Source organism: Rothia nasimurium, from assembly GCF_928392795.1.
GTDB lineage: Bacteria > Actinomycetota > Actinomycetes > Actinomycetales > Micrococcaceae > Rothia > Rothia nasimurium_F.
The window spans coordinates 1-15,217 of record NZ_CAKMTJ010000014.1 but is presented as its reverse complement, the minus strand read 5'-3'; the positions used below and the strand labels follow the sequence as shown (position 1 = coordinate 15,217).

Here is a 15,217-nt window from a genome sequence, read left to right as displayed (position 1 = left end):
ACAATACCAGCGCACCGCCCACAGGATCACATCACCCTGGAAATGGCGCCACTTGAAATCCGTCATCGTTCCGTCCGTCCAATCTCCGCCAAGCATGCTCAAGCTTCACGATTTTTGCAACAGAGCCATATCGACAACCTCTCGCGCAACCAAGACATCGCGGTCGGACTGCAAGTGATCTTGAAGCCACGGGCCCGTCCCACCCCGACATGGACCTCGATGCCCGAACGGACGTTAGATTTCGAGTTCTAGGTGTGATGTCCAGGGACGTTGTTCTGGCCCCCGCCCGTAATGACACCGTGCCGATTCAAGAAGTATCTGTCCAGACCGCTTGCCATTGAAGGAGGCTTATTCAAAAGTCCCACCCGCAGCCAAAAACACCAACCCCCGCACCACCGAAAACACCCGCCCATACAACCCTAACGGCCGCCTAAACCCCGTATGAAGAATCCGCCAAGTCTTGATGTGCGCGATAACCCGCTCCACCACCGACCGTAGCCGATTCAGCACCCGGTTATTCCGCTTCTGCTCCCGGCTCAGCCGTTGGCCCGGCTTACGCCTGGCCGGGGTAGCCAACCCCAGACCCACATAGCCCTTATCAGCCAGAGTCGAGGAATCCAGCAGCTGATCTAGCCCGTGAACCTTGAAGGCATATGCATCATGCCTAGCCCCAGGCAACGGGTCAGTGATGGCTAGGAGTCTGCCATCTAGGGTGCAGATGACTTGGTGGTTGAATCCGGCTCGTTTGTGCTTTCCAGAGAAATTTGTTTTACCAAGTGAACGCCAATTCCACGTGGGTATCAGGGTCCCATCGATGACCAAAGATCCTGGTACTTTAAGGCTTTCTTTCAAAGGCTGAGTCAGCGGAGTGAGAATCTTCTTCAGGGCCTTTTCGATGGTGTTGATAGCTCGTGAGACTGTCGATTGAGAGACAGCAAAAAGTTCTGCGAGGAGTTCTTCGGTGAGGTTATGGCGGTGGTAGAGCAGGGTGATTTTGAGGGCTTGGTCGAGGGTTAGTGCTGGTGGTCTACCTCTGTTGATGGGTGTCCAGGTGGTGTGGTTTTTGAGGACAGTGAGCAGTGTGGCGAATTGGGTTGGGGTCAGGCCGGTGGTACGGTGGTGGTGCAACGGTTCCTCCGGTGCGGTGCTGAGAATATTACTGGCGTTTTATCCTCTAGGTTGCCGTGTGGTGGGGCCGTTGTCTAGTTGGTGGGTTGGATTTTTGAATAAGCCTCAAGGCATGTTAGAGTTTGGGGCATGTCGAGTCCCGAATCAGACAGGTCAGGGGTTGTCGGTCACACCGCCAGCCCCTTGAACCACTAGTTACGACGCCCACGATCTGTGTGGGCGTATGTCTGGCGTACCCGGGGCGCTGGCCGTGGTGACAAGAAGAACCATTTCTTGATCTCACACCTCGGAGTACTCGATGCCTTTTGCCCTCTACATGCTTGCCCTGGCGGTCTTCGTCATGGGCACTTCAGAATTCATGCTCGCGGGATTGCTCCCCGCGATCGCGACCGAACTTGACGTCTCGGTCGGCACTGCGGGCCTGCTGACCTCCGCATTCGCAGTCGGTATGGTCGTCGGCGCGCCAGTGATGGCGGCATTCGCTCGCCGTTGGCCACCGCGGCTCACATTGATCGTTTGCCTTCTCGTGTTCGCGGGAAGCCACGTCATCGGAGCGATGACACCAGTGTTCTCTCTCCTGCTCATCACCCGGGTGCTCAGCGCTCTCGCAAACGCAGGATTCCTCGCCGTAGCACTGAGCACGGCCACTACCCTCGTGCCAGCGAACCAGAAGGGGCGTGCACTGTCGATCCTGCTCTCCGGCACGACGATCGCAACCGTCGTGGGCGTCCCCGCCGGGGCACTGCTCGGCACAGCGCTGGGCTGGCGAACGACGTTCTGGGCGATCGCCATCCTCTGTATTCCCGCGGCCGTTGGAGTCATTCGTGGCGTCACGAACAATGTTGGTCGGAGCGAGACTAGCGCGACCTCACCAAGGCTCCGTGTCGAGCTCAGCCAGTTGGCGACGCCGCGGCTCATCCTGGCCATGGCACTCGGAGCGCTGATCAACGGAGGGACCTTTGCGGCATTCACCTTCCTGGCACCCATCGTGACCGAGACCGCGGGCTTGGCCGAAGCGTGGGTGTCCGTCGCGCTGGTGATGTTCGGCATCGGATCGTTCCTTGGCGTCACGATCGCAGGACGACTATCAGATCAACGACCTGGCCTCGTGCTCGCAGTCGGCGGACCGCTATTGCTGACAGGCTGGATCGTGTTGGCAGTGGTCGCATCTCATCCCGTTGCGCTTATCGTCCTCGTCCTCGTTCAGGGATTCCTGTCGTTCGGCGTCGGCAGTACTCTGATCACGCGTGTGCTGTATGCAGCATCGGGTGCGCCAACGATGGGCGGTTCGTACGCAACCGCAGCATTGAATATCGGAGCTGCAGCGGGGCCCGTGCTTGGTGCGCTCGGGCTCGCGACCGGGCTGGGGCTGCTCGCGCCGGTTTGGGTCGCTTCGGTGCTGACAGCGATCGCTCTCGTCATCATGCTTCTCACCAGACGCGCGCTTACGAAGACCGCGGCGGAGGCCAATTGATGACCCATCCGAACGCTCTTCTCACTCCTCGTGCCCGTCTCCGGTTAGCTCGGCTGATTGTCGAAGACGGCTATCCGGCCACGATCGCCGCAAAGATGGGGTCGTTTGCGGGAGAGGGCGAAATCCTACGCTAAGGCTTTGGCCAACGATATTCTCCGGTAAGATTGATGTGTTCCCAGGGGATAGGAGAAGTCGCTTGATATCTAGTATGACGTCTGTCGCACCTGCTTGATCGCGGCCGCGATAGCTAGATCGCGTTGCTCCTCTTCTCCATCCGCGTTCCAAGCTGCGGAAAGGCACCCATAAGCGTACGCCTGGTCGAGCAGGCGACGCGGATCGACGTCCAGCGCACGAGAGAATGCGTCCGCCATCTGTGCAATGCGTCTAGGATCGAGACAAAGGTCGTCTCTGTCAGCCGGATCGTAGAACATATTGGCGGCGCCAAAGCCCACTTCACCGACCAGACCGACGGGATCTATCACCAGCCAGCCGCGACTGGAGAACATGATGTTTTCATGATGCAGATCGCCATGTAGCCCACGCAGTTCCGAGGCATTGCTCATCATTTGATCGGCTATAATCGCCGCGTGGACGTAGTCAGTTTGACAACCTGCGTTTTGATCATCGCGCGCCCGCTGAAACAAAGCTGCAAAGCGATCCCGGATCGGGAGAAGGGCAGAAGGCAGGGGTTCCTCAGATGCGGCATACAGCTTCGCCATTAGTTCCGCTGCAATTTCGGTCGCCTGGTAGTCGCCGTGCTCGGCAACGATGTGAGAGAGCATTCGCTCCCCGGCATATTCGAGCAACATCAGATTGTTCTCACGACCGAGCAACCGGACTGCTCCCCTCCCATTGCGCCATACCAGATAGTCGGCCCCGCGCAGTTCATCAGCAATGTCTTCTATAGGTTTCAATCCCTTGACGATTGCAGGAGTCCCGTCTGGCAATGAAACTTTCCAAACGAGGCTGGAAAAGGTGTCCGCAATGAGAACAGGTTGCGAAACGTGCCAATGAGCAGGAAAAACAGGCGGCATGAACATCAACCCCAAGTCAGAGGGTCCAATCGCAGATAGAAGGCAAGGCGTTCGCGGTCGGGGGCTTCGATCCCCAATACATTGAATAGGACAGCGAAGGCGCGCTCTGCTTCATCTGGCGCTGCCCAGTTCTCTTCGGCGTTAGCAATCATGAGTGCCAAATCGGCATAGCGATCTGCTGTTCCGAGCCGCCCAAGGTCGATCAGACCCGTGCATTGAAGAGTTTTAGGGTCCACCATGAAGTTCGGCATGCAGGGATCACCATGGCAAACAACCATATCGGTGCGCTCTTGGTCGAGCCGCACCGGTAGCTCTCGTTCGACACGAGCCAAAAGATCGAGCTGCGGCGTACTCTTGTCCTCGTCCGGTAAGAAGTCGGGATTGACGGCATTGCGGGACACCACATCAACGGCGCGTCCGAACATTCGCGACAGCCTGCGCTCAAACGGACATTGATCAACCGATAGGCTGTGAACAGCGCCAAGTTGCTGCCCCATTGACGGCCACGCTTTGAGCAAATCCGCTCCAGACAGATCAGCCGCCGGTACTCCCGGAATTGCCGTTATCACCAAGCATGCACCCTCCTGTTCCTCCTGCCAGTTGATCACCTCGGGGCAAGCCACACCTCGACCTTTGAGCCAAATGAGGCGGTCACGCTCTCCAGCGAGCTCACCGCGGCGGGAAGCAGGTGCGATTTTCGCGAAGGCATGCCCGTCACCACGTCGAAAAACAAAATCACCAGATTCTCCGCCTCTGACAGGCAACCAGTCAGAATGCGATTCACCAAAAAAATATTAGTTCGATTCAATGGAGGTTCCTTCAGTTTTCTGATGAAGCGCGGAGGTGGCTCAACCTGCGAAAAGAAACGAGTTGCTACGTAAGTCCGAGAACATGCTTTCCATGGTCTCTGAGCTCGCCTTTGGGACCGACATATCGGTAGAGAGTGACGCGCTCGATGCCGAGTTCCTTGCAGAGATCGGAAACTGAAGTATCGCGCTGGGCCATGGCGGCTTGCGCGAGACGCACCTGAGCTTTGGTGAGCGCGAATTTTCGTCCGCCCTTGCGACCGCGCGCTCTCGCGGAGGCGAGACCCGCCATGGTGCGCTCTCGGATCAGATCCCGCTCGAACTCGGCCAAGGTGGCGAAGATTCCGAACACCATGCGACCGGACGCAGTCGTGGTGTCGATCTGAGCGGGCACTGTTGCAAAGTTAGCGATGAGGCAGCCTTTTGTCTTATTCAAAGGCCTTACATTTCAAAAACTCTGCTTACCAGGCGCATTTCGCCCAGGGGATCACCATAATAAAATGCTGAGGCCTGGCCTTTGCGTAGTGCACGCATCACCTCAATACCTTTGATGGTGGCGTAAGCCGTCTTCATGGATTTAAATCCCAGCGTGGCGCCGATTATCCGTTTCAGTTTGCCATGATCGCATTCAATCACGTTGTTCCGGTACTTAATCTGTCGGTGTTCAACGTCAGACGGGCACCGGCCTTCGCGTTTGAGCAGAGCAAGCGCGCGACCATAGGCGGGCGCTTTATCCGTGTTGATGAATCGCGGGATCTGCCACTTCTTCACGTTGTTGAGGATTTTACCCAGAAACCGGTATGCAGCTTTGCTGTTACGACGGGAGGAGAGATAAAAATCGACAGTGCGGCCCCGGCTGTCGACGGCCCGGTACAGATACGCCCAGCGGCCATTGACCTTCACGTAGGTTTCATCCATGTGCCACGGGCAAAGATCGGAAGGGTTACGCCAGTACCAGCGCAGCCGTTTTTCCATTTCAGGCGCATAACGCTGAACCCAGCGGTAAATCGTGGAGTGATCGACATTCACTCCGCGTTCAGCCAGCATCTCCTGCAGCTCACGGTAACTGATGCCGTATTTGCAGTACCAGCGTACGGCCCACAGAATGATGTCACGCTGAAAATGCCGGCCTTTGAATGGGTTCATGTGCAGCTCCATCAGCAAAAGGGGATGATAAGTTTATCACCACCGACTATTTGCAACAGTGCCGTTGATCGTGCTATGATCGACTGATGTCATCAGCGGTGGAGTGCAATGTCGTGCAATACGAATGGCGAAAAGCCGAGCTCATCGGTCAGCTTCTCAACCTTGGGGTTACCCCCGGCGGTGTGCTGCTGGTCCACAGCTCCTTCCGTAGCGTCCGGCCCCTCGAAGATGGGCCACTTGGACTGATCGAGGCCCTGCGTGCTGCGCTGGGTCCGGGAGGGACGCTCGTCATGCCCTCGTGGTCAGGTCTGGACGACGAGCCGTTCGATCCTGCCACGTCGCCCGTTACACCGGACCTTGGAGTTGTCTCTGACACATTCTGGCGCCTGCCAAATGTAAAGCGCAGCGCCCATCCATTTGCCTTTGCGGCAGCGGGGCCACAGGCAGAGCAGATCATCTCTGATCCATTGCCCCTGCCACCTCACTCGCCTGCAAGCCCGGTCGCCCGTGTCCATGAACTCGATGGGCAGGTACTTCTCCTCGGCGTGGGACACGATGCCAACACGACGCTGCATCTTGCCGAGTTGATGGCAAAGGTTCCCTATGGGGTGCCGAGACACTGCACCATTCTTCAGGATGGCAAGTTGGTACGCGTCGATTATCTCGAGAATGACCACTGCTGTGAGCGCTTTGCCTTGGCGGACAGGTGGCTCAAGGAGAAGAGCCTTCAGAAGGAAGGTCCAGTCGGTCATGCCTTTGCTCGGTTGATCCGCTCCCGCGACATTGTGGCGACAGCCCTGGGTCAACTGGGCCGAGATCCGTTGATCTTCCTGCATCCGCCAGAGGCGGGATGCGAAGAATGCGATGCCGCTCGCCAGTCGATTGGCTGAGCTCATGAGCGGAGAACGAGATGACGTTGGAGGGGCAAGGTCGCGCTGATTGCTGGGGCAACACGTGGAGCGGATCGGGGATTGTCTTTCTTCAGCTCGCTGATGATATGCTGACGCTCAATGCCGTTTGGCCTCCGACTAACGAAAATCCCGCATTTGGACGGCTGATCCGATTGGCACGGCGGACGGCGAATGGCGGAGCAGACGCTCGTCCGGGGGCAATGAGATATGAAAAAGCCTGAACTCACCGCGACGTCTGTCGAGAAGTTTCTGATCGAAAAGTTCGACAGCGTCTCCGACCTGATGCAGCTCTCGGAGGGCGAAGAATCTCGTGCTTTCAGCTTCGATGTAGGAGGGCGTGGATATGTCCTGCGGGTAAATAGCTGCGCCGATGGTTTCTACAAAGATCGTTATGTTTATCGGCACTTTGCATCGGCCGCGCTCCCGATTCCGGAAGTGCTTGACATTGGGGAATTCAGCGAGAGCCTGACCTATTGCATCTCCCGCCGTGCACAGGGTGTCACGTTGCAAGACCTGCCTGAAACCGAACTGCCCGCTGTTCTGCAGCCGGTCGCGGAGGCCATGGATGCGATCGCTGCGGCCGATCTTAGCCAGACGAGCGGGTTCGGCCCATTCGGACCGCAAGGAATCGGTCAATACACTACATGGCGTGATTTCATATGCGCGATTGCTGATCCCCATGTGTATCACTGGCAAACTGTGATGGACGACACCGTCAGTGCGTCCGTCGCGCAGGCTCTCGATGAGCTGATGCTTTGGGCCGAGGACTGCCCCGAAGTCCGGCACCTCGTGCACGCGGATTTCGGCTCCAACAATGTCCTGACGGACAATGGCCGCATAACAGCGGTCATTGACTGGAGCGAGGCGATGTTCGGGGATTCCCAATACGAGGTCGCCAACATCTTCTTCTGGAGGCCGTGGTTGGCTTGTATGGAGCAGCAGACGCGCTACTTCGAGCGGAGGCATCCGGAGCTTGCAGGATCGCCGCGGCTCCGGGCGTATATGCTCCGCATTGGTCTTGACCAACTCTATCAGAGCTTGGTTGACGGCAATTTCGATGATGCAGCTTGGGCGCAGGGTCGATGCGACGCAATCGTCCGATCCGGAGCCGGGACTGTCGGGCGTACACAAATCGCCCGCAGAAGCGCGGCCGTCTGGACCGATGGCTGTGTAGAAGTACTCGCCGATAGTGGAAACCGACGCCCCAGCACTCGTCCGAGGGCAAAGGAATAGAGTAGATGCCGACCGAACAAGAGCTGATTTCGAGAACGCCTCAGCCAGCAACTCGCGCGAGCCTAGCAAGGCAAATGCGAGAGAACGGCCTTACGCTTGGTGGCACAGTTCTCGTCCACAGTTCGCTAAGCTCGCTCGGCTGGGTCGCGGGAGGGCCGGTCGCAGTGATTCAGGCCCTTCTGGATTGTGTTGGTCCCCAGGGCACGATTGTCATGCCCACGCACTCGGGTGATCTGACTGATCCCGCAGATTGGAGATCGCCGCCCGTGCCTGCCGATTGGGTGCAGATCTTGCGCAACGAGATGCCGGCATACGATCCGCAAACCACACCAACTCGGAACATGGGTGCAGTGGCTGAATTGTTCCGGGCGTGTCGCAAACACTTTTGGAGGCAGCTATCACCCAGCCAAGGCCGGTATTTTCATGCTTTGTTAACCTTTTGCAGTCCGAAGAGGCGCGCAAGCAAATCATTCTGGTCATTGACGGTCCAGCCGCCTGAAAAGCCAAAGCCCTTCCGCAGCCACAGCATCGCCTCGAAACCCGCGATGGTTCGCCGCGCCGTGTTAAAGGATTGGAAACCGCCGATCTTCGGCATGTTCTTCTTCACCCGGAAATGGTCGCTCTCAATCCCCTGCTGGAGATGTTTGGTCACATAATGCACGGGATCGGGATGGAGAAGCCCATCATCAACCGACGTTTTGATCGTTGACGGGAAGGTGTTGGCCCCGTCCGTCCCAATCCTGTTCGGCGACAACAAGGGTTCATCTTTAAGCATCTTTCGGAAGAACCGCTTGGCAGCGTCGAGATCGCGCTTAGCGGTCAGCAGGAAATCCACCGGATTGCCATGCTTATCGATGGCTCGGTACAGATAGCGCCATTTGCCGCGGATCTTGACATAGGTCTCATCAATCCGGACCGAGCCGCAATGGGGTCGACGAAACTGCCGCAGCCGTTTCTCGATGACAGGTGCATAAGCCAATACCCAGCGGTTGATCGTGCTATGATCGACCTCGAAGCCCCGCTCGCGAAACATCTCTTCCAAGTCACGATAGCTGAGCGGGTAGCGCAAGTACCAGGCAACCGCCTGTACAATCAGCCAGGCCTCGAAATGCCTGCCCTTGAAATCATCCTTCGACTGGCGCTTCAGCTTTTCGGCAATGGTATTCAAAATCATCGGCTCGCTCCGCAATATCAGGAGCGGCAACTTCTCTCCCCATGGTCAACATCGAGTTAACCTGAAGAATTTGCGACAAGGCCATGCGTTCCGCTCCGGAGATGTCTGGCTTACTAGGTCCCGGCGCTATGGCGATCTGAAACACGCACTCGTTCCGGCACAATCCATCGCGGAAGGCGGTCGTCTCGCTGTGCCATTGCGGCCGGAGGAATGGCTGGCAGACCGGCAAGCTCGCCTCGACATGCGGTTGCGCGAGCTTGGCCGTGCCGCTCGCGCAGGCACGATCCCGGGCGGGTCGATTGAAAACGGCGTTCTGCATATCGAGAAACTCGAAGCCGCCGCGCCGACAGGCGCCGAAGATCTGGTGCTCGATCTCTACAAGCAGATCCCGCCCACGCGCATCACCGATCTCCTGCTGGAGGTGGATGCGGCGACCGGCTTCACCGAAGCGTTCACCCATCTGCGCACAGGAGCACCCTGCGCTGACCGGATCGGGCTAATGAACGTTATCTTGGCGGAAGGGATCAACCTCGGCTTGCGCAAAATGGCGGATGCGACAAACACCCACACCTTCTGGGAATTGATCCGCATTGGACGGTGGCATGTCGAGGGCGAAGCCTATGACCGGGCGCTGGCCATGGTGGTCGAGGCACAGGCAGCGTTACCCATGGCCCGGTTCTGGGGCATGGGCACGTCGGCTTCGAGCGACGGACAGTTCTTCGTCGCTACAGAGCAAGGTGAGGCCATGAACCTGGTCAACGCGAAATATGGCAATACCCCGGGCCTGAAAGCCTATAGCCACGTCTCCGACCAATATGCGCCGTTCGCAACCCAGGTGATTCCTGCAACGGCAAGCGAAGCGCCTTACATCCTCGATGGCCTGCTGATGAACGATGCTGGACGCCATATCCGCGAGCAGTTCACCGACACGGGCGGCTTCACCGATCACGTCTTTGCCGCATGTGCCATTCTCGGCTACCGGTTCGCTCCGCGCATCCGCGACCTGCCATCCAAACGGCTCTACGCGTTCAATCCGTCGGCCGCCCCGGCGCACCTGCGAGCGTTGATCGGCGGAAAGGTCAACCAAGCCATGATCGAGCGCAATTGGCCCGACATCCTGCGCATCGCCGCCACCATTGCTGCCGGGACCGTCGCGCCAAGCCAGATTCTGCGGAAACTCGCCTCCTATCCGCGGCAGAACGAGCTCGCGACAGCCCTGCGGGAAGTCGGTCGCGTCGAGCGCACCCTGTTCATGATCGACTGGATTCTGGATGCCGAACTCCAACGGCGTGCCCAGATCGGGCTCAACAAAGGCGAAGCTCATCATGCGCTGAAGCGGGCAATCAGCTTCCACCGCCGCGGTGAAATCCGCGACCGTTCCGCCGAAGGCCAGCATTACCGCATCGCCGGCATGAATCTGCTCGCCGCCATCATCATCTTCTGGAACACCATGAAGCTCGGCGAGGTCGTTGCAAACCAGAAACGCGATGGAAAGCTGCTATCGCCCGATCTCTTGGCCCATGTTTCGCCGCTCGGATGGGAACACATCAATCTCACCGGAGAATATCGCTGGCCAAAGCCTTAGCGTAGGATTCCGCCCCCTCCCGCAAACGACCCCAAGATGTTCATGGTCTCCCCGATCACTGCCCGGAAATGGGCAGGCCGCTACCGGGAAGAGGGTGAGTTTGGGATGCAGGATCGCTCCAGCAAGCCGCACCGGATCCCAGGCAGGACGCCCGAGCATGTCAAGAAGAAGATCATCAACCTGCGCTGGCGGCTTCGACTGGGGCCAGCCCAGATCGCTGCGCGACTTGGTCTCTCGACGTCGACTGTTCACGCGGTCCTCGTCCGTTGCCGCGTGAACCGCCTCTCGCATATCGATCGTGTCACTGGCGAGCCATTGCGGCGATATGAGCATCCTCATCCGGGATCGTTGATTCATGTCGATGTCACGAAGTTCGGCAACATCCCCGACGGCGGTGGACATCGTTACGTAGGTCGGCAGCAAGGCGCACGGAACAAGCTCGCGACTCCGGGATTACCACGAGGAAAAGATCACAAGCCGCGCACCGGGACGGCGTTCGTTCACACAGTCATCGACGACCACTCCCGCGTCGCATACGCAGAAATCTGGTCGGATGAGCAGGCGAGCACAGCGGTGGGAGTTCTCGAACGCGCCGTGGCCTGGTTCGCCGAACGAGGCGTGACCGTCGAGCGAGTCCTATCCGACAACGGGTCGGCATACAGATCCCACGCATGGAGGGACTTCTGCGCTCGGCTCGGCATCCGACACAAGCGGACACGCCCCTACCGGCCGCAGACGAACGGGAAGATCGAGCGATTCCACCGCACGCTCGGGGACGGCTGGGCCTATGCCAGGTTTTACGGTTCAGAGGCCGAACGACGCCTGGCGCTGCCCGGCTGGCTCCACTTCTACAACCACCACCGACACCACTCTGCGATTGGCGGCGTACCCTTCGACCGACTCAACAACGTCCCTGGACATCACATCTAGGCGTTCTGCGATGAAGGTTGGATCCCAGCCGGGATTGAAAGTGTCGACGTGGGTGAATCCGAGCCGCTCGTATAGGCCACGCAGGTTCGGGTGGCAGTCGAGCCGCAGCTTGGCGCACCCCTGCGTTCGCGCGGCATGGCGGCAAGCCTCGATCAGCGCGGAGCTGACACCCCGGCCCGCATGTGTCCGTCGCACCGCGAGCTTGTGCAGATATGCGGCCTCCCCCTTGAGGGCGTCGGGCCAGAACTCGGGATCCTCGGCCGACAAGGTGCAACAGCCGACGATGCCGTCGCTGCAACTCGCGACTAGGAGCTCGGATCTCAGGACGAAGGTCTCCGCGAATGTCCGGTCGATCCGCGCGACGTCCCAGGCGGGCGTTCCCTTGGCGGACATCCACGCCGCAGCGTCGTGCATCAGCCGCACAACCTCGTCGATATCACCCGAGCAGGCGACCCGAACGTTCGGAGGCTCCTCGCTGTCCATTCGCTCCCCTGGCGCGGTATGAACCGCCGCCTCATAGTGCAGTTTGATCCTGACGAGCCCAGCATGTCTGCGCCCACCTTCGCGGAACCTGACCAGGGTCCGCTAGCGGGCGGCCGGAAGGTGAATGCTAGGCATGATCTAACCCTCGGTCTCTGGCGTCGCGACTGCGAAATTTCGCGAGGGTTTCCGAGAAGGTGATTGCGCTTCGCAGATCTCCAGGCGCGTGGGTGCGGACGTAGTCAGCGCCATTGCCGATCGCGTGAAGTTCCGCCGCAAGGCTCGCTGGACCCAGATCCTTTACAGGAAGGCCAACGGTGGCGCCCAAGAAGGATTTCCGCGACACCGAGACCAATAGCGGAAGCCCCAACGCCGACTTCAGCTTTTGAAGGTTCGACAGCACGTGCAGCGATGTTTCCGGTGCGGGGCTCAAGAAAAATCCCATCCCCGGATCGAGGATGAGCCGGTCGGCAGCGACCCCGCTCCGTCGCAAGGCGGAAACCCGCGCCTCGAAGAACCGCACAATCTCGTCGAGCGCGTCTTCGGGTCGAAGGTGACCGGTGCGGGTGGCGATGCCATCCCGCTGCGCTGAGTGCATAACCACCAGCCTGCAGTCCGCCTCAGCAATATCGGGATAGAGCGCAGGGTCAGGAAATCCTTGGATATCGTTCAGGTAGCCCACGCCGCGCTTGAGCGCATAGCGCTGGGTTTCCGGTTGGAAGCTGTCGATTGAAACACGGTGCATCTGATCGGACAGGGCGTCTAAGAGCGGCGCAATACGTCTGATCTCATCGGCCGGCGATACAGGCCTCGCGTCCGGATGGCTGGCGGCCGGTCCGACATCCACGACGTCTGATCCGACTCGCAGCATTTCGATCGCCGCGGTGACAGCGCCGGCGGGGTCTAGCCGCCGGCTCTCATCGAAGAAGGAGTCCTCGGTGAGATTCAGAATGCCGAACACCGTCACCATGGCGTCGGCCTCCGCAGCGACTTCCACGATGGGGATCGGGCGAGCAAAAAGGCAGCAATTATGAGCCCCATACCTACAAAGCCCCACGCATCAAGCTTTTGCCCATGAAGCAACCAGGCAATGGCTGTAATTATGACGACGCCGAGTCCCGACCATACTGCATAAGCAACACCGACAGGGATGGATTTCAGAACCAGAGAAAGAAAATAAAATGCGATGCCATAACCGATTATGACAACGGCGGAAGGGGCAAGCTTAGTAAAGCCCTCGCTAGATTTTAATGCGGATGTTGCGATTACTTCGCCAACTATTGCGATAACAAGAAAAAGCCAGCCTTTCATGATATATCTCCCAATTTGTGTAGGGCTTATTATGCACGCTTAAAAATAATAAAAGCAGACTTGACCTGATAGTTTGGCTGTGAGCAATTATGTGCTTAGTGCATCTAACGCCGGAGTTAAGCCGCCGCGCGTAGCGCGGTCGGCTTGAACGAATTGTTAGACATCATTTACCAACTGACTTGATGATCTCGCCTTTCACAAAGCGAATAAATTCTTCCAAGTGATCTGCGCGTGAGGCCAAGTGATCTTCTTTTTGTCCCAGATAAGCTTGCTTAGCTTCAAGTAAGACGGGCTGATACTGGGCAGGTAGGCGTTTTATTGCCCAGTCGGCAGCGACATCCTTCGGCGCGATTTTGCCGGTTATTGCGCTGTACCAAATGCGGGACAACGTAAGCACTACATTTCGCTCATCGCCGGCCCAGTCGGGCTGCGAGTTCCATAGCTTCAAGGTTTCCCTCAGCGCCTCGAATAGATCCTGTTCAGGAACCGGGTCAAAGAATTCCTCCGCTGCCGGACCTACCAAGGCAACGCTATGTTCTCTTGCTTTTGTAAGCAGGATAGCTAGATCAATGTCGATCATGGCTGGCTCGAAGATACCCGCAAGAATGTCCTTACGCTGCCACTCCCCGAATTGCAGTTCCCGTCTGGCCGGATAACGCCAAGGGACAACATCACCATGCACGACGATGGTAACTTCCAAGGCGCGGAGAGCCTCACTTTGGCCAGGGGAGGCAGAAATTTCCAAGAGATCTACGACCAGGGCTTGTCGGACAGTCTCATCGAGCTGTGCAGCCACAGTAACCAGCAAATCAATATCACTGTATGGCTTCAGGCCACCGTCCAGTGCAGAGCCGTACAAATGCACGGCCAGCAACGTTGATTCCAGATGACGCTCGATGGCGTTGAGAGCCAGTGATAGCTGTACCGAAATCTCGGCGGGTACTGCGTTACTCATGATGTCTAACTTTGTTTTAGGGCGACTGCCCTGCTGCGTAACATCGTTGCTGCTCCATAACATCAAACATCGACCCACGGCGTAACGCGCTTGCTGCTTGGATGCCCGAGGCATAGACTGTACAAAAAAACAGTCATAACAAGCCATGAAAACCGCCACTGCGCCGTTACCACCGCTGCGTTCGGTCAAGGTTCTGGACCAGTTGCGTGAGCGCATACGCTACTTGCATTACAGTTTACGAACCGAACAGGCTTATGTCAACTGGGTTCGTGCCTTCATCCGTTTCCACGGTGTGCGTCACCCGGCAACCTTGGGCAGCAGCGAAGTCGAGGCATTTCTGTCCTGGCTGGCGAACGAGCGCAAGGTTTCGGTCTCCACGCATCGTCAGGCATTGGCGGCCTTGCTGTTCTTCTACGGCAAGGTGCTGTGCACGGATCTGCCCTGGCTTCAGGAGATCGGAAGACCTCGGCCGTCGCGGCGCTTGCCGGTGGTGCTGACCCCGGATGAAGTGGTTCGCATCCTCGGTTTTCTGGAAGGCGAGCATCGTTTGTTCGCCCAGCTTCTGTATGGAACGGGCATGCGGATCAGTGAGGGTTTGCAACTGCGGGTCAAGGATCTGGATTTCGATCACGGCACGATCATCGTGCGGGAGGGCAAGGGCTCCAAGGATCGGGCCTTGATGTTACCCGAGAGCTTGGCACCCAGCCTGCGCGAGCAGCTGTCGCGTGCACGGGCATGGTGGCTGAAGGACCAGGCCGAGGGCCGCAGCGGCGTTGCGCTTCCCGACGCCCTTGAGCGGAAGTATCCGCGCGCCGGGCATTCCTGGCCGTGGTTCTGGGTTTTTGCGCAGCACACGCATTCGACCGATCCACGGAGCGGTGTCGTGCGTCGCCATCACATGTATGACCAGACCTTTCAGCGCGCCGGCTCTGTTGCAAAGATTGGCGGCAGTCAGAGGTAGGCTGTCGCTCTGCGCCGATCAGGCGGCTGCTGCGAAATGGTGGTTGAGCATGCCCATGGCCTCCGTCAGCGCCGAGGGCCCAATGCCAA

At 58.3% G+C, this 15,217-nt stretch carries 12 protein-coding genes and 8 pseudogenes; 10 read left to right on the top strand and 10 right to left on the bottom strand.

The genetic code is table 11. From position 1 onward, the window contains the following. On the top strand, window positions 1-252 hold a 252-nt coding region (locus L6963_RS11530; protein ID WP_237197868.1), incomplete at its 5' end, for a hypothetical protein. 96 nt (window positions 253-348) lie between these two features. On the opposite strand, the gene L6963_RS11525 is transcribed toward L6963_RS11530, so the two are convergent. Next, window positions 349-1,128 (bottom strand): transposase family protein, encoded by a 780-nt coding sequence (locus L6963_RS11525; RefSeq protein ID WP_237225469.1) that lies wholly within the window; start codon window positions 1,126-1,128, stop codon window positions 349-351. Window positions 1,129-1,351: 223 nt separating this feature from the next. On the opposite strand from L6963_RS11525, the gene L6963_RS11950 reads away from it, so the two are divergent. The 3 genes and pseudogenes from L6963_RS11950 to L6963_RS11515 all read left to right on the top strand — a co-directional run. Continuing rightward, window positions 1,352-1,405 (top strand): chloramphenicol resistance leader peptide, encoded by a 54-nt coding sequence (locus L6963_RS11950; RefSeq protein WP_011113070.1) that lies wholly within the window; start codon window positions 1,352-1,354, stop codon window positions 1,403-1,405. A gap of 21 nt (window positions 1,406-1,426) precedes the next feature. Then, the gene (gene cmx, locus L6963_RS11520) at window positions 1,427-2,602 is read left to right on the top strand and encodes a chloramphenicol efflux MFS transporter Cmx (RefSeq protein ID WP_005297378.1); all 1,176 of its coding nucleotides are present in this window, start codon (window positions 1,427-1,429) and stop codon (window positions 2,600-2,602) included. Next, window positions 2,602-2,700, top strand: a pseudogene (locus L6963_RS11515) (IS481 family transposase); the annotation flags it as partial. The gene cmx and the pseudogene L6963_RS11515, both read left to right, overlap by 1 nt. 105 nt (window positions 2,701-2,805) lie before the next feature. Here the strand turns inward: L6963_RS11515 and L6963_RS11510 are convergent. From L6963_RS11510 to L6963_RS11495, 4 genes and pseudogenes are all read right to left on the bottom strand, one after another. Further along, the gene (locus L6963_RS11510) at window positions 2,806-3,642 is read right to left on the bottom strand and encodes an aminoglycoside O-phosphotransferase APH(6)-Id (protein WP_000480968.1); all 837 of its coding nucleotides are present in this window, start codon (window positions 3,640-3,642) and stop codon (window positions 2,806-2,808) included. Further along, window positions 3,642-4,444, bottom strand: a pseudogene (gene aph(3'')-Ib / locus L6963_RS11505) (aminoglycoside O-phosphotransferase APH(3'')-Ib). The gene L6963_RS11510 and the pseudogene aph(3'')-Ib overlap by 1 nt, the downstream one beginning before the upstream one ends. A 65-nt stretch (window positions 4,445-4,509) precedes the next feature. Next, a complete protein-coding gene (locus tag L6963_RS11500) occupies window positions 4,510-4,878 on the bottom strand; it encodes a recombinase family protein (protein WP_012360778.1) in 369 nt (122 codons plus the stop codon). Window positions 4,879-4,883: 5 nt separating this feature from the next. After that, window positions 4,884-5,588, bottom strand: a complete 705-nt coding sequence (locus tag L6963_RS11495) for an IS6-like element IS26 family transposase (protein WP_001067855.1) — start codon at window positions 5,586-5,588, stop codon at window positions 4,884-4,886. A 113-nt stretch (window positions 5,589-5,701) separates the two neighbouring features. Between L6963_RS11495 and aac(3)-IVa the strand changes: the two genes are divergently transcribed. The 3 genes and pseudogenes from aac(3)-IVa to L6963_RS11945 all read left to right on the top strand — a co-directional run. Continuing rightward, a complete protein-coding gene (aac(3)-IVa, locus tag L6963_RS11490) occupies window positions 5,702-6,478 on the top strand; it encodes an aminoglycoside N-acetyltransferase AAC(3)-IVa (RefSeq protein WP_001199192.1) in 777 nt (258 codons plus the stop codon). A gap of 228 nt (window positions 6,479-6,706) precedes the next feature. After that, the gene (gene aph(4)-Ia / locus L6963_RS11485; RefSeq protein ID WP_000742814.1) at window positions 6,707-7,732 is read left to right on the top strand and encodes an aminoglycoside O-phosphotransferase APH(4)-Ia; all 1,026 of its coding nucleotides are present in this window, start codon (window positions 6,707-6,709) and stop codon (window positions 7,730-7,732) included. Window positions 7,733-7,737: 5 nt separating this feature from the next. Then, window positions 7,738-8,091: pseudogene (locus L6963_RS11945) on the top strand (AAC(3) family N-acetyltransferase); the annotation flags it as partial. Between the two features lie 62 nt (window positions 8,092-8,153). On the opposite strand, the gene L6963_RS11480 reads toward L6963_RS11945, so the two are convergent. Further along, a complete protein-coding gene (locus tag L6963_RS11480; RefSeq protein ID WP_000602738.1) occupies window positions 8,154-8,906 on the bottom strand; it encodes an IS6 family transposase in 753 nt (250 codons plus the stop codon). An 85-nt stretch (window positions 8,907-8,991) separates the two neighbouring features. Between L6963_RS11480 and L6963_RS11475 the strand changes: the two are divergent. Next, window positions 8,992-10,491: pseudogene (locus L6963_RS11475) on the top strand (Tn3 family transposase); the annotation flags it as partial. A 39-nt stretch (window positions 10,492-10,530) separates the two neighbouring features. Further along, a pseudogene (locus tag L6963_RS11470) lies at window positions 10,531-11,421 on the top strand (IS481-like element IS5564 family transposase); the annotation flags it as partial. Here L6963_RS11470 and L6963_RS11465 read toward each other — a convergent pair. From L6963_RS11465 to L6963_RS11450, 4 genes and pseudogenes are all read right to left on the bottom strand, one after another. Next, window positions 11,413-11,904, bottom strand: a pseudogene (locus L6963_RS11465) (GNAT family N-acetyltransferase); the annotation flags it as partial. The pseudogenes L6963_RS11470 and L6963_RS11465 overlap by 9 nt on opposite strands. Window positions 11,905-12,031: 127 nt before the next feature. Further along, complete coding sequence (gene sul1 / locus L6963_RS11460; RefSeq protein ID WP_000259031.1) at window positions 12,032-12,871, bottom strand: sulfonamide-resistant dihydropteroate synthase Sul1; 840 nt, start codon at window positions 12,869-12,871, stop codon at window positions 12,032-12,034. Beyond that, window positions 12,865-13,212, bottom strand: a complete 348-nt coding sequence (locus tag L6963_RS11455) for a quaternary ammonium compound efflux SMR transporter QacE delta 1 (RefSeq protein WP_000679427.1) — start codon at window positions 13,210-13,212, stop codon at window positions 12,865-12,867. Before L6963_RS11455 ends, sul1 begins: the two co-directional genes overlap by 7 nt. A 116-nt stretch (window positions 13,213-13,328) precedes the next feature. Further along, window positions 13,329-14,167, bottom strand: a pseudogene (locus tag L6963_RS11450) (AadA family aminoglycoside 3''-O-nucleotidyltransferase). A gap of 145 nt (window positions 14,168-14,312) precedes the next feature. Here L6963_RS11450 and intI1 point away from each other — a divergent pair. After that, a pseudogene (intI1, locus tag L6963_RS11445) lies at window positions 14,313-15,092 on the top strand (class 1 integron integrase IntI1); the annotation flags it as partial. Between the last annotated feature and the right edge of the window lie 125 nt (window positions 15,093-15,217).

What these genes read in the sequence shown, in the direction of transcription:
- L6963_RS11455 (WP_000679427.1), bottom strand. Translation starts at nt 13,212, where the DNA reads ATGAAAGGCTGGCTTTTTCTTGTTATCGCAATAGTTGGCGAAGTAATC.
- L6963_RS11510 (WP_000480968.1), bottom strand. Translation starts at nt 3,642, where the DNA reads ATGTTCATGCCGCCTGTTTTTCCTGCTCATTGGCACGTTTCGCAACCT.
- cmx (WP_005297378.1), top strand. Translation starts at nt 1,427, where the DNA reads ATGCCTTTTGCCCTCTACATGCTTGCCCTGGCGGTCTTCGTCATGGGC.
- L6963_RS11495 (WP_001067855.1), bottom strand. Translation starts at nt 5,588, where the DNA reads ATGAACCCATTCAAAGGCCGGCATTTTCAGCGTGACATCATTCTGTGG.
- sul1 (WP_000259031.1), bottom strand. Translation starts at nt 12,871, where the DNA reads ATGGTGACGGTGTTCGGCATTCTGAATCTCACCGAGGACTCCTTCTTC.
- L6963_RS11480 (WP_000602738.1), bottom strand. Translation starts at nt 8,906, where the DNA reads ATGATTTTGAATACCATTGCCGAAAAGCTGAAGCGCCAGTCGAAGGAT.